Source organism: uncultured Nostoc sp. (assembly GCF_964245445.1).
In the GTDB taxonomy this organism is placed as follows: Bacteria; Cyanobacteriota; Cyanobacteriia; order Cyanobacteriales; family Nostocaceae; genus Nostoc.
In genome coordinates this window covers 1-12,634 of sequence record NZ_CAXTNE010000235.1, presented here as the reverse complement: position 1 = coordinate 12,634, position 12,634 = coordinate 1, and the positions used below count along the sequence as shown (strand labels likewise).

Here is a 12,634-nt window from a genome sequence, read left to right as displayed (position 1 = left end):
GCTGGTTTGACCTCTTGGGCTGCACCCTTAATTGCATCAACTACAGATGGCTTGGTTTCCTCAACTGTCTCCTTAACTGCCTCTACTACATCAACAACGGATGGCTTCACTGCTTGTGCTGTATCTTTGGCTACTTCTGTTACCTCTTCTACAGAGTGGTTAACAGTCTCAGCTATACTCTTTGCTGCATCTACTATACCTTCAACAGAATCGTGAACAGCTTCAGATGTACCCTTGCCAGCCAAAGCGCCTGCTACCGCGCCCGCGACAGCACCAAATACACCTCCAACTCGACCACCAACTATACCACCAATCGCTGCACCAGCTATACCAGCACCAATGCCTGATCCTGAAGATTGAGCATCGGTTTGCTCTTGATCGAGGTCGGTATTTTCGTCATACTTATCTACTTGTTGCTTATTCTGAGTCATAATCATCGTCTCCTTTATATTTGTAGCGTCCAGACAAAGGACTATGTGTATCAAGTTTGGTGCTTACTTATGACGACCAAACCATTTAGAGGCGATCGCTCCTAAAGCTGCTCCTACCACTGGATTACTGAGAAACTTAAGAATTGCTGGTTGTTCAGCCATTACTTCGTGGAAGATGTCAGGATGGCTATGATATGTGAAAGATGCCACCTTGCTGAGGTCATCTGCACTTATGTGGTTAGGGTTGTGGGTTGAAAGTCCCAAATCTCGCTCCAGATGGCGCTCGTCTAGACCTCTTTGCTTTAAGTGCTTGAAAAATGCCCGTGCAACATCATCCCGTTCGTTAGGCTTAATCTGAGCGATCGCTTTTTGGAGTTCTGGCTCCAGCTGGCTTGGTGGAATGCTGTTATGGTTGAAAGATTGACTAAATAATTGCCGACGTTGATCGTGAGATGAGCGCTGGGCAAAATCGTCAAAATTTTGGTATTCCTGAGTTGGGTCAGATGAAACATCATCTAAAGACTCTGTATTACCGTGAGCCAACTCGTTGAGAATTTCGCGTTTATACTTGTCACTGCTGCTCATTTTAAATGTCTCCTTTTCTACTTACAATCAATTGAATTAATTCAGGCTTTCCCAAAATTTTGAGTCGTTATTTATACTCAATTTGATGAGATTGCATATCATACTGAGCCGTCAAAATCAGTTTTTTGTCTGGTGCATACATCAAAACTTTTAAGTCTTGATTCGGGAAATTTTGGTGAAAACCTTGGAGTAAGGATTTTGCTAATGGTCGTACTTCGGTCGGACGAACTTGAGGCGCAATCACGACACCTAACTTATTGTTGTCACGTACATAAGCATCTTGGACAATTCCCTTGGCTGTAGCAACAACCCAGTTCCCAAAATCTTGACCCTGTACACTGTTACCGCGTGACAACAAGGCATAGTCAGCACTATGACTGATTCCAGGCGGTAATTGAGTTGGTTGTTTAGCTTGAACAGTACCACTACAGGCGGCAGTCGTTGTTAGTACTAATACCAAGACTAAAGCTGTTAAAACCCGACGAAACTGTTGAATTATTTTCAATTTAAGCACCTCATTTAAACTAATGACTCTTCTGCAATATCAATCTAGTGAGAGTATTTCGAGTAGAAGTAGGTAGAAAACCCGCTCCTACTAGCTCAAATACAATGACCTTTGAGTTTAAGTAGATTAAACCCGGTCAGTTTTATTGACTATTGGAGTTCCATCAGTGTCAACGTCTAATTCTTCGCGTCGAATGGTTTCCTGAACCTCAACAGTTTCTTTATCTACAACTTTTTGCACTCTGACTTCTTCGCGCAAAAAAGCTTCCTTTTTGACATCTGCAACTTCTTCATAGAGTTCTATATGTGTTACTTCGCCCTCACGGAAGTTAGCTGTTTGAGCAGACACAACTTTACCTGCGTCTTGAGGAGTTACTCGCTCAATCACGACTCGCTCTCTTTCTACCGGAACAGAAACTCTTGCAGTTTCAGTTTCGACATGCTTACCAATCGCTACTTCTCCGGTTTTCCGGCGCTGTTTATTAGCAACTAGCCTTTCTTCGTAGAGTTTGAAGGTTTGGTCGTCGTGAGCGCTAACATCATATAGATCTGGCTCTTGTGCGTATGTATAGTTGTTGCGATCGGGACTAGGAGTAGTGCGCCCTACTGTCGATGCTACCGCAGCCGCAGATGTTGCATCCAGAGGTGCTGAACTTTCTACGGACGGTGTGCGATATGCTCCGCGCACCCGTTCTTCATAGTCGTAGTCAAGTGCTGTATGCTCTTGATATTCAGGTAAATTTTCCGCTTGCTCTCTTGTCAAACCAACGACATATACTCGGTCTGCTGTAGAGTCAATACGCGATTTACCTATTGGTAGCAATACTTTCTTACCAAAAATCCAAAACCCTAAGTCAAGAATTAAATAGCGGAATGCTCCTTGGTCATCTACTACAGCATCACTTACTGTGCCAATCTTTTCATCAGTTCCCTGAACATACACACCCATCCCTTTGATGTCTTTACCAAGAGTATTATGGTAGTCTCTATCAAATTCACTTATTTTCTGGAGTGGCATTCTTTTATTCCTTAAAATCTTGCTGTGTCTTTTTTATAAATTACACAATTTAGTTTAGGTAAATCTTCTCTCCGAGGAGTGACTTCAATCATCTTGATATTTCATCAATCGAAATAATTAAATATAGTTTAATAACCCCACAGTATGATACAACATAAGGCTTTTAGTATTAATGTATTACTTTTAATAAAATTGATTATAACTAAATTTTTATAATTTTTGTGACTAGTTTCTAGCATTAGTGTGACTACTTGCTAGCAGTAAATTTCAAGTTTAAATTTAGCTAAATCGATACATACTATCAAACCTAGCTAGTTTAATATGTTTGTTAATACCTTACACTTAAATCAAATATCCTTACACTTTTAAAGATTTATTGCCTTAAGTTGTAATGCTTGCTCTATCACTCTTGTTGAAAACAGAATTTATTCCAAAAGATTGATGATAAGTAAATCTAAAAATGCCTAAATATTATTAAAGTCCTAATAAATTTGCAAACAAATATTTACCTGTGCTGCAAAGGAAAAATAATGGACTTAAGTGTACATTAGTGTACTATAAGCGTATTCACTCATCATCGGCATGCGAAACAAGCGCTGCATAAGTTGATAAATTGTGGCTTTGGCAATGGATAGAGTATCTGTGGTTGTGCAGAATGCAGACGGCAATAATCATATTGCTAGTGATAAAGCTGACGATGAGTTTCGTGACGCTGGCTCAATTCTCAGCAGATATAGAATTCAAGAGTGGCATCTAATTGCAAAGCAACCGTTGCCAAAATTGATAATGACAAAGTGTAAACTTTAAAACTGCTCTCATTGCAGAAAATCAGGAGATAATATTATGGATACAGAATTACAGCAAGATCAGTATGTCGATACTGCCTCCCCAAACCAGATAGAAGCACTTAAAAATTCAGAGTCTGGAAACCTGGCAATGTTGCCACCCGCCTCGGAAAATGAAGAACAATGGCAAAAAATTGGTAGAGAGATTTCTATATTTTTAGCAAAAATACCTGAGTACATAGGTAGATTCTACCAAGAATACAAATTGCTGATTATCAGCTTTGCGTTGCTTGTGATAACAGTTACGGCACTAAGGATTTTTCTAGCGGTACTCAACGCCATAAATGATATTCCACTAGTTTCTCCATTTCTCCAATTAATTGGACTTAGTTACACAATTTGGTTTACTTTCCGCTATTTGCTCAAAGATTCCACTCGGCAAGAATTTACAACAGAAATTCGCTCGCTTAAAAAACAAATTCTAGGCAGAGAAGAATCAGAGACTTTAAGCTAACTAAAGTATAGTGGCGAATACAGTGTATTTGAACTTTCAGTCAAGTAAAAAGCCGAGTTTTACTTGACCAGAAATAAAAAGGTACAAGCCCCTAAATTTATTTATGAGGTTCAAAACTTTTGACTTTTGACTTCCCCGTTCGCGCAGCGTCCCGTAGGGAAGGGGCTGACCATTGTATAGAACTGTAGACTCTTATACCACGTCAGCTAAATTAGCAGGAAAAGAAAATGTATGATCAAGACAAATAGGTTAGCTTCGCTGACAACAACAGTATTTCTTTCAACATTGCTAACAGTCCCGCTGCTTAATAGCTGCGGCGGAGGTTCCCGAAATGCTGCGCCACCTCCAGTTGACGATAGTGTTGGTAGAAATTTAAATAATCGCGTCCCCGTAAATCAACCCCAAGCTAGGAGGGGATTGAGTACAGGGCAGAAAGTGGCAATCTTGGCAGGAGCCGCTGGACTTTTCTACCTTTACAATCAGCGAAAGAATGCCCAAGGAACGGGAGCGCAGGGAAAATACTACCTTTCTAAGAATGGGCGTGTTTACTATCGAGATGCTCAACGTCGCCCTGTCTGGGTAACAGCGCCACAAGAGGGCATTCGTGTTCCACAGGAGGAGGCACAACAATACCGGGACTTTCAAGGATATAATAACAGTCCTACAGGGCGAGACTTAAGGGGTTTGGGTGAAGGTACTGTTCCAACAAATTAATTTTTGTACATATTATAAATAGATGGCGTTTAACCGTCATTCTATTTTTTAATAGAAACTTTTTTCCATATATCAGGAATCTGCACAAGAAGCCTTTAGTCGGATGTCACCACAAGAGCGGATGCAGTTTGGTCGCTCTCTTCAACAGCAGACGCGCTCTTCAAACTTGAATTTTCTCGATCTAAACCAAGATGGTATAGATGATCGCTTTCAAGACCCAAATTATCTCGCTCAAACGACAGGCCGGGTTCACCAGCAACAACCAGATATACTCAGTCAAATTATGAGTGGTGCTGCGGGGAGCTTTACAGGTGGTCAACATGGTAACATTATGAGTAATCCATTAGCTAAGGGAGCGATCGCTGGGATCGCGGTCTTAGTTGTCAAAAAGTTGATGCAAAGAAACAACCAAGGAAATTCCGGGCAGTATGGTAATATCCGCCCAGCTAGCGAAGACCCCTATGGAGATCCAGCTGACCAACAGTACCGCTAGTAACGTCAAGCAGCAAAGCTGCAATTCGTAATTGATAATTTGTAATTCGTAATTACAATCAGTGAAAGCTTGAACTCATCACTGATAATTCTGGTCAAGTAAAAATCAGTTTTTTTACTTGACCACTTTTTATTAGATTGGTATCACCTGGTGTCAAATATCTTGCATTGTTGGTGGTTGTTTAAAGCGACTCAAAGCGGCTGAGTGTTTATTCTAACAAGGTCAAGTAAAAGAAACTCAGGCTTTATTTCATTATTGTAAATTATCTACGTAAGCAGTGAATTTGTAGAAAAATGAAACAGTTAGCAAAAACATTATATAGTAAACTTCTGCATCTATTTCACCAGGTAATGAGAATTACCATTTCCCGTAATCCAAATTCAAAGGAAACTAATATTGCTCTTGATGAAGAATCTTTAAAAGACCCAACTACTCAATTATCAAAGCAAATTCCTCTTCAAGACAGAGTTAATAAAGATGAGCAAAATTTACTATTAAATTACCAGTATTCAGCAAAACCTCGGCAATTCAAAAAAGCTTCTTTATTTCCTGATAGTAAGACTAATGTTGCTGCCTTGTCGCTAGTTTTGTATGGAGTTGCCGAAGTCTTATCTCAAAAAATGAATCTGTCATGGAAAAGTCAAGTAAATAATACTTTTAGTTACGAAAAAGAAGCTGAAACTGGAAAAGGAAAAATCTTTTATTATGTAACAGATAATCCCGAAACTCCACAACCAGAAACACTGGCAGAAGAAGCAGCTTTAGTTGTTATAGACCAATTTGATCCAAGAGCCTGTGCTATTCACCTGATTTACTGTGCCTTAGTAGCTAGCCTAGATAAACCTTGGTCAGGCAATTTTGTAATTGATGATAAGCAACTACTTGAATACACAGGGCTTGTTAAACGCAGGGACTTATGCAAGCATGAAAAATTGAGTATTTTGTACCACTTGTTACGGCAACCTGCTCAGGTACTAGCTTGTATTGCATCACCTAAACAGGGGAAAGTAGGAGCTTTTACTGTTGCTGATTTAAAGATTTGGGACATCAGCATAATACGAGATTTTGAAACAGATAAAGCTGGCAATAACAAGTTAGTGGGTTTAAAGGTGATAGGTCAAGCTGGAGTATGGACAAAATACTTCCTCAACAAATCTAAATACCACTACCACACTGGAATTATTACCAAGAAAACCGTACAGAAACTATTTAGTATTGGTAAACAAAATGCTGGCGCGGCTAGAATGCTAGTTTGGCTGACCTTCCAAATCCAACCGGAATTCCAGGATTGTGTAATGGGCAAGACTCTGATGGAGATTGCCTACGGTGCAGACAAAGTGTCAACAGCAGAGCAAGACAGACAGCTTAGACGGCAAATGGCTGATGATTTGGAAACTGACTTGAAAGTTATCAAAGAAGCCGGATGGCAAGCAGAACTGGAAACAGGCCCAGCTTGGTTAACAAGCAGCACAAGCGCTAAAAGACCTATAGGTTACTGGAATCAAATACTTAATTCTAGATGGCGTTTTCATTTACCAGCAGAAGTAGAGGAACGCTTGACCGTGGACTCAAATCAGCTAAGTGCAAATATCCAGCCTCTATCAGGTAATGTGATCAGAGAAGCGAGAAAAGCAAAAGGTTGGTCTAGAGCATTTTTCGCTACAACGATGGGGAAAAGCGTTTCCTGGGTTGATGCAGTCGAGACGGGTACACGTCAGGTTTCTCAAAAGGACTTGCCCAAGTTGCTCAATACACTGGAACTACACCTTAACAGATATTGATTTGAACTAAACTTTTCTTGTTTCTCTGAGGTAATTTTTGCTACGTATTATTACTTATTGCAACTGCGTCGGGAGGGGGGTTAGGTTTTTCGTGGGTTTTTCCATGACGTGAAAAGTCAGTGTTTATGATCCTGATGATTTGGCTGCTGAAAGTACAGCACACAAAGTTGGTCTTCCTCCAGATTAAATTGTTTAGAGTGAAGCCAAACCAAAGGGGTACTACAAAAATTTGGTAGGCGGATTGCGATCGCACACAGATGTGATATTTTTGAGCCAATGAATGAGTTGAGGACAAAGCCACCACTAAAGTTTCCCTGTAAATACACTTATAGGAACTTAAATATTTTTGAGGATAAAATAAGCCTCAAACCTATACAGGGTAAGTGGAACACACCAAATGTCCAAAAATGGCTGAAACCCACATAAACCAACAAATAAAGCAAAACGATGTCTAATATAGATTAAGTAGATTAAGGAAATGAACCGATTGCAGATTCGTGAAGATGATCTAACAGGTAGAAAGATCGCTGACCTTATGAGGGAACAGCTTATAACATTTTTTCAAGAATCTCATCAGTCATCATAATTTGGTTTTTTCCTATATTACGTTTCAGCAAAAAAATACCCGCATCATGTGCTTGCTGACCACCATCACTAAAGCAAGCATCCTCGATAATGACTGGTTCAATACCACGCTCAAAAGAGTCAATTGCTGTCTTCAAAATACAGCTATCAGTTTCAACTCCACAAAGATATATTTTGTTGATTTCATTAAGAAAAATAAAAGTCGAAAACTTTTCTGTAAATGCTGAGTAATAATATTTATCAAAAATATTATTTATATATAGCTGAAGTTCATCAATAATATTCGTTTCTGGTTCATGTATCAACCTTGACCAATGAATTAGTTTGACATAATTACTGTCAGCAGTATTGAGAAATTTTGTGAATTCAACGAGTTTACCAACCACTAAAAATCGCTCAATTAGTTTAATGACATTAGGAATAATATGTCTGCATTTTTCAGACATAAAACCGTTTTGCATATCTACTACAAGAAGGATTTCGTTCATTTGTGCCAGAATTTATTTAGATTAAGAGTTATCACATTAAATAAAACAATATTATAAAAGATGAAATCCGCGACTTTGAACGGATGCCCTGGCGGACAACAGGATATGCTTGCTGATGATGGGACGCTGATGAGCAGAAATCTGGAGATAGAGGAAGTAAGCCTAGTTTACCGCCGTAGGCATGGCTCTCTCAGTCGAAGCGTAGTCTGGAAACAGCAATAATAGATTCTCCCAAAATTGGCGAAAGCGCTGCTGATCTGGACTATCGGAGTGATGGGTGGCGTGTTGTTGATTCAAGTTAATAAGGATAGTATATACCCCGATTAACAACAGGAAACTTCAAATGAGAATTTTTGTTCCAGGCCGTCTTTGTTTGTTCGGAGAACACAGCGATTGGGCAGGAGAATATCGCAGCATTAATCCTCTGATCGAAAAGGGCTACACCTTAATTGTTGGTACTAATCAAGGAATTTATGCTGATGTTTTGCCTAATTCTAATGAGTTAATTATTCGTGCTTCTCTCAATGATGGCAGAGGTTATGGGCCACTGAGATTACCTATGGAATCTAATACTCTGAAATGCATAGCAGCAAAGGGTGGTTTTTTTAGTTATGCTGCTGGTACAGCTTATCAATTTCTTACTCACTATGGTGTCGGCGGACTTGAGGTTGATAATTATCTAACCGACTTACCCATCCAAAAGGGATTATCTTCGAGTGCTGCCTTTTGCGTTCTGATTGCGAGGGCTTTTAATCGTCTGTATGACTTGAAGATGACAATTCGTGAAGAAATGGAATTTGCCTACCTGGGAGAAAGAATCACTCCTAGTCTTTGCGGTCGTATGGATCAAGCTTGTGCTTATGGAAATCGCCCAATATTGATGATATTTGATGGTAAAAAAATCGACCTGCTCGAATTAAAAGTTAGTGAGGATTTGTTTTTTGTGATTGTCGATCTCGGCGGTAGCAAAAACACACAAGAAATACTAAAAAGATTGAATCAATGTTATCCTTTCGCTACTAATGAAATTCAGCAAAATGTCCAAAAATATTTTGGTTCTATTAGCTCTGAAATTACCCAGGCAGCAGTTGAAGCAATACAAAGAGGAGATGCCCAACTTATTGGATCTTTAATGACGAAAGCCCAAGCTGAATTTGATCGGTACGTAGTTCCGGCTTGTCCTGAGCAATTAACTGCAAAAAGGCTACATCTGCTTCTCCATCACGAGCCACTTCAGCCTTATATCTTCGGAGGAAAAGGTGTGGGTTCTCAGGGCGATGGCACTGCACAACTGATCGTTAAAAATCAAGAGAGTCAAAGAAAAGCTATTGAGATTATTAAGCGCGATTTTCCTCAAATGCAAGCGTTACAGTTAAGGATTTCAAGACTACCAACTCCTAGATTGACTTAGCTGAGGACAAAAAGAGGATGTTTGTCAAGCTTTTGAGAAGTAATTTGCATCAACTTGCTCCCGGTTAGCCAAGCGTCTGCTGCGAAAACTGTGGATACTAACCCGTTCAATGCCCAGCCGCGCACAGGTATCTCTGAGAAATTTATCAGCGCTGAGAAATGACAAATCCCTCTCAAGTCATAGATGCATTCTGTGCTGTGATAGAGGATTTTCTGTTCCTACTTCAGTATTATATTTAGATAAAGGAATTGTTAGAGAAATCATAATTTTTCTGCTCTCTACCTAATTTTTAGGGTATCTTGCTTAGAGATAAACAATTTTTAAGGTTATGTTGGTAGTAGATAAATAGTCTTATAATCACAATAAAAAACATGGATAACACAAACGAAGTTAGTAGTAATAAAAATAATTTGGATCAACAAGAGATAGAGAATGAAACTGATGTGTCTTCATTATCTAATGAACTGATAAAGACGAATAAAACAATTAATATAGATGGTCAGCGTCCAGTCGATCCAAGTAATATTGAAATAAAAAAAACAATTAATATAGATGGTCAGCGCCCAATTGCGAAGAATGAAACCGATTATGATAAAACAATTAATATAGATGGGCAACGCCCGATTGCTAAGAGCGCTTTTCAAGAATATGAGATGCTAAATGTAGACGGTAAGCGTCCAATTGACCCTAGTGATTTAAATGTTGAGGAGATTCTTGACATAGACGGTGAACGTCCAATCGCTAAAAGTAATTTTCAAGTTCAGGATACTCTAGAGATAGACGGTAGTCGCCCAATAGGTTCAGATAACACTGTTGAAGATCCAATACTAACAGATTATGTAGACTAAAAGCACGAGTTTCGTTGACACTGTAAAGTGGTGAAGATAAAACAAGGGCACGCAGTAATCTACATTGTCATACTCTTTTGTATTATGCTTTTGCTAACCCCTTTAGTGTATGCAATAAGAGAAAATTTTCAGTAAATTGTCAAGGGAATGTGACAGTTGCATGAAGCATTTGCAATTTGTAGTAGTCTGCCAAGAAAGGTAGATAGCCGCAGAGAGCAAATGTGCCTAAATACTTTACTTCCGTTCAAAAACAAAAATAATTGAAATAGGTTTGTTTGTCTTGGGATCACACGGCTTGTATAAATTTAGCAATCGGTAATTCAAAGCATGGAAATCGTTGATCCATGATTCGAGAGTTCTAAAATACCAAGGAGTAGGGTAAAATGGCTGATCTGCAATTGCTTGCCATGAAGTTTCGCGCCACCCATTGGAGTATGTATCACCGCAAGCAATTATCGGATGAAGCGTTTGAATAATTATTTTGCCTTTGTCCTCTAACAAATTATGGCCTGCCTTGGCAATCTCATCAAGAGCGCATTCGCCTAGAATTGAAAAGTTGCAAATAAAGCAAGAGAAATAGTTGATGGTGCTAAATCTTTGTGATCCAAGATCCGAGTACGAACAGACAACAAAGCGAGAATCACCACTATGCCTTGCTGCCTTAATGAAATCGGCACAAAAATCAACACCCCAGCCATCAAATCCTAAAGAAAAAAGCTGTCGAGACAACCATCCCTCACCGCATCCAATATCTAAGAATGTTTTTGGATTAAGTTGGCTTACTGCTTTGACTATAGCGGTATCTGTGGCGATCGCACGACTATAAATTTGTTTATTACGAATTGCTTGTGTCCATAACAAAGCATTCATCTGCCATGAGTCAAGGATTCGTTTTTCATTCTCATCCATACAACACTGCTCAAATAGCACGAACATTCTTATACTTTAAAAACATAAGCGATAATGCAGCCAGATGCAGGATTTCGACTATTTCCAAGAATCGCAGTTTTGCTAGTTGACCAAATACCCAAAATATGTATATTTTTATCCAGTGATGGCAGCTATTTGGCGTGGGTTCCAACACCAACAAGAAAGCCTGTCTCTTTGAGCAGCAGCCGTAGTTCTGCGTGAGGAAGTTTTGTGTCCTTGTTGTTATTTTTCCACATATCAGAAAAGAAGTCTTGCATCAGCGCAATAATGCTGCGGTACTTGACGATGCTGGCAACATAGAACTCATCTAACTTCATCACCCCATCAGTATGTATCTGCTCGATGTTGTCGAGTAATATAGACCGCAGTTCATAAGGTTTTAAACCTTCTTTTATACCATATTTTTCCATAATCTTGCGTTTATCATTCTCCGAACATAAATCATACGACGATCGAATAAGATGACCAAGATTTCGCAGGACTTCTCCATAGTCGTAAAATGTATTCTGCTTAAAGAAAAACTTTTCATCTGTAGTCAACGTAAAATTCTTGTCCAGTACCAAACCAAAATCGGTCAAATATATCCGCTTACCGTCGGTGAGGATGTTGCGAAAATGTGCATCGAAGTGGATGATTCCCTTCGTTCTCAAAAAGTTAATCGTTGTGCGTAAATCATCCAGGGATTTCTGAAGTTTGTTGGGGTTTAAGAGCAGCCATGTTTCCAGAACATGCGGTATGTACTCTAGAAACAAAAGCAACTCATAGTTGGCGTTCGCTCTATCTAACACATAATTTCCGGCGTTGGCACTATTACCCCAGTATTCCACGTAATCTTTTAGACGTGAACTATCGACATCCGCACGCTGCCCAGAGAAAGGAATAATCCGATAATGGTACATCAGTGGGAAGGTGGCGATTGCCCCCGACAATACCCAGTTGGTTGTCTTGATATGGGTTACAAGTTCCCGGAAGACCCCAAAACCAGTGGAACCGAAGCCGTAATTACAGTAAGTCGGTAAGTTATAAATGTTTCTGGTGGAGAACAAGTTGTCAAATTCGATGTTTGTAACCGGAACACGTTTCACAAAGACCTTGGATTTCCCAAGGACAATGGTGTGATTCATCCCCCAACCCGTGCTTGACTCATTCGACTCACTATTGTCAAACAGATAACGCAATTGTGCATTATCTAACTGAGCTATTTGTGAACTAAGTTTGAAGTACCTCTTCCTTCTAAGTTCTATATGCTTTTTAGCCATTTACCCCGTCCAGCCACAGCATGAGAAACCGTAAAACTATTCTGAGTATTTTAACTAATTGACAAAAACCGTTTTACCTCAACCTGTTACGCATGGTAAACCATTGGCTTGCAGTATCTGAAATCATACGAATATTTACTTGCCAAGTGTGAGCAGTTGCCTGGGCCAGCCACAGGACATTTTTACGCTCCTATTTATGTATTAGTGGTTTATCCCAACAGGTGCAAGAGATAAGGGAACTCCAAAAAATAAATTATCCAATTTCTGGACTTCACTAGGACTTTCCCT

Annotated in this window: 14 protein-coding genes and 1 pseudogene; 8 read left to right on the top strand and 7 right to left on the bottom strand. The window is 39.5% G+C overall.

Annotated features, from left to right (window positions below; all coding sequences use genetic code 11):
• The 4 genes and pseudogenes from ACFE90_RS29130 to ACFE90_RS29115 form a co-directional block, all read right to left on the bottom strand.
• A pseudogene (locus tag ACFE90_RS29130) lies at positions 1-431 on the bottom strand (hypothetical protein); the annotation flags it as partial.
• A 63-nt stretch (positions 432-494) separates the two neighbouring features.
• Complete coding sequence (locus ACFE90_RS29125) at positions 495-1,016, bottom strand: hypothetical protein (protein ID WP_375505859.1); 522 nt, start codon at positions 1,014-1,016, stop codon at positions 495-497.
• A gap of 67 nt (positions 1,017-1,083) precedes the next feature.
• Positions 1,084-1,521, bottom strand: a complete 438-nt coding sequence (locus ACFE90_RS29120) for a hypothetical protein (RefSeq protein ID WP_375505858.1) — start codon at positions 1,519-1,521, stop codon at positions 1,084-1,086.
• Positions 1,522-1,647: 126 nt separating this feature from the next.
• Positions 1,648-2,538: a DUF2382 domain-containing protein gene (locus tag ACFE90_RS29115; protein ID WP_375505857.1), complete on the bottom strand. Its 891-nt coding sequence runs from the start codon at positions 2,536-2,538 to the stop codon at positions 1,648-1,650.
• 627 nt (positions 2,539-3,165) lie between these two features.
• Between ACFE90_RS29115 and ACFE90_RS29110 the strand changes: the two genes are divergently transcribed.
• The 5 genes from ACFE90_RS29110 to ACFE90_RS29090 all read left to right on the top strand — a co-directional run bounded on the left by ACFE90_RS29110 (position 3,166) and on the right by ACFE90_RS29090 (position 6,825).
• Positions 3,166-3,345 (top strand): hypothetical protein, encoded by a 180-nt coding sequence (locus ACFE90_RS29110; protein ID WP_375505856.1) that lies wholly within the window; start codon positions 3,166-3,168, stop codon positions 3,343-3,345.
• Positions 3,346-3,381: 36 nt separating this feature from the next.
• Complete coding sequence (locus ACFE90_RS29105; RefSeq protein WP_375505855.1) at positions 3,382-3,837, top strand: CAAD domain-containing protein; 456 nt, start codon at positions 3,382-3,384, stop codon at positions 3,835-3,837.
• Positions 3,838-4,068: 231 nt separating this feature from the next.
• Positions 4,069-4,551 (top strand): hypothetical protein, encoded by a 483-nt coding sequence (locus ACFE90_RS29100; RefSeq protein ID WP_375505854.1) that lies wholly within the window; start codon positions 4,069-4,071, stop codon positions 4,549-4,551.
• 103 nt (positions 4,552-4,654) lie between these two features.
• Positions 4,655-5,044: a hypothetical protein gene (locus ACFE90_RS29095; protein WP_375505853.1), complete on the top strand. Its 390-nt coding sequence runs from the start codon at positions 4,655-4,657 to the stop codon at positions 5,042-5,044.
• A gap of 293 nt (positions 5,045-5,337) precedes the next feature.
• Positions 5,338-6,825: a multiprotein-bridging factor 1 family protein gene (locus ACFE90_RS29090; RefSeq protein WP_375505852.1), complete on the top strand. Its 1,488-nt coding sequence runs from the start codon at positions 5,338-5,340 to the stop codon at positions 6,823-6,825.
• Between the two features lie 548 nt (positions 6,826-7,373).
• Here ACFE90_RS29090 and ACFE90_RS29085 read toward each other — a convergent pair.
• Complete coding sequence (locus ACFE90_RS29085; protein WP_375505851.1) at positions 7,374-7,898, bottom strand: isochorismatase family cysteine hydrolase; 525 nt, start codon at positions 7,896-7,898, stop codon at positions 7,374-7,376.
• A 60-nt stretch (positions 7,899-7,958) separates the two neighbouring features.
• On the opposite strand from ACFE90_RS29085, the gene ACFE90_RS29080 reads away from it, so the two are divergent.
• The 3 genes from ACFE90_RS29080 to ACFE90_RS29070 all read left to right on the top strand — a co-directional run bounded on the left by ACFE90_RS29080 (position 7,959) and on the right by ACFE90_RS29070 (position 10,157).
• A complete protein-coding gene (locus ACFE90_RS29080) occupies positions 7,959-8,120 on the top strand; it encodes a hypothetical protein (protein ID WP_375505850.1) in 162 nt (53 codons plus the stop codon).
• A 121-nt stretch (positions 8,121-8,241) separates the two neighbouring features.
• Positions 8,242-9,309, top strand: coding sequence for a mevalonate kinase (locus ACFE90_RS29075; RefSeq protein ID WP_375505849.1), 1,068 nt, complete (start codon positions 8,242-8,244; stop codon positions 9,307-9,309).
• Positions 9,310-9,680: 371 nt separating this feature from the next.
• Positions 9,681-10,157, top strand: a complete 477-nt coding sequence (locus ACFE90_RS29070) for a hypothetical protein (protein ID WP_375505848.1) — start codon at positions 9,681-9,683, stop codon at positions 10,155-10,157.
• 234 nt (positions 10,158-10,391) lie between these two features.
• Here ACFE90_RS29070 and ACFE90_RS29065 read toward each other — a convergent pair whose 3' ends face one another.
• Both ACFE90_RS29065 and ACFE90_RS29060 read right to left on the bottom strand, forming a co-directional pair.
• A complete protein-coding gene (locus ACFE90_RS29065; RefSeq protein WP_375505847.1) occupies positions 10,392-11,066 on the bottom strand; it encodes a class I SAM-dependent methyltransferase in 675 nt (224 codons plus the stop codon).
• 152 nt (positions 11,067-11,218) lie between these two features.
• Positions 11,219-12,172: a hypothetical protein gene (locus tag ACFE90_RS29060; RefSeq protein ID WP_375505846.1), complete on the bottom strand. Its 954-nt coding sequence runs from the start codon at positions 12,170-12,172 to the stop codon at positions 11,219-11,221.
• Positions 12,173-12,634 lie beyond the last annotated feature (462 nt).

What these genes read in the sequence shown, in the direction of transcription:
- ACFE90_RS29125 (WP_375505859.1), bottom strand. Translation starts at nt 1,016, where the DNA reads ATGAGCAGCAGTGACAAGTATAAACGCGAAATTCTCAACGAGTTGGCT.
- ACFE90_RS29115 (WP_375505857.1), bottom strand. Translation starts at nt 2,538, where the DNA reads ATGCCACTCCAGAAAATAAGTGAATTTGATAGAGACTACCATAATACT.
- ACFE90_RS29110 (WP_375505856.1), top strand. Translation starts at nt 3,166, where the DNA reads ATGGATAGAGTATCTGTGGTTGTGCAGAATGCAGACGGCAATAATCAT.
- ACFE90_RS29105 (WP_375505855.1), top strand. Translation starts at nt 3,382, where the DNA reads ATGGATACAGAATTACAGCAAGATCAGTATGTCGATACTGCCTCCCCA.
- ACFE90_RS29100 (WP_375505854.1), top strand. Translation starts at nt 4,069, where the DNA reads ATGATCAAGACAAATAGGTTAGCTTCGCTGACAACAACAGTATTTCTT.
- ACFE90_RS29095 (WP_375505853.1), top strand. Translation starts at nt 4,655, where the DNA reads ATGTCACCACAAGAGCGGATGCAGTTTGGTCGCTCTCTTCAACAGCAG.
- ACFE90_RS29090 (WP_375505852.1), top strand. Translation starts at nt 5,338, where the DNA reads ATGAAACAGTTAGCAAAAACATTATATAGTAAACTTCTGCATCTATTT.
- ACFE90_RS29085 (WP_375505851.1), bottom strand. Translation starts at nt 7,898, where the DNA reads ATGAACGAAATCCTTCTTGTAGTAGATATGCAAAACGGTTTTATGTCT.
- ACFE90_RS29080 (WP_375505850.1), top strand. Translation starts at nt 7,959, where the DNA reads ATGAAATCCGCGACTTTGAACGGATGCCCTGGCGGACAACAGGATATG.
- ACFE90_RS29075 (WP_375505849.1), top strand. Translation starts at nt 8,242, where the DNA reads ATGAGAATTTTTGTTCCAGGCCGTCTTTGTTTGTTCGGAGAACACAGC.
- ACFE90_RS29070 (WP_375505848.1), top strand. Translation starts at nt 9,681, where the DNA reads ATGGATAACACAAACGAAGTTAGTAGTAATAAAAATAATTTGGATCAA.
- ACFE90_RS29065 (WP_375505847.1), bottom strand. Translation starts at nt 11,066, where the DNA reads ATGGATGAGAATGAAAAACGAATCCTTGACTCATGGCAGATGAATGCT.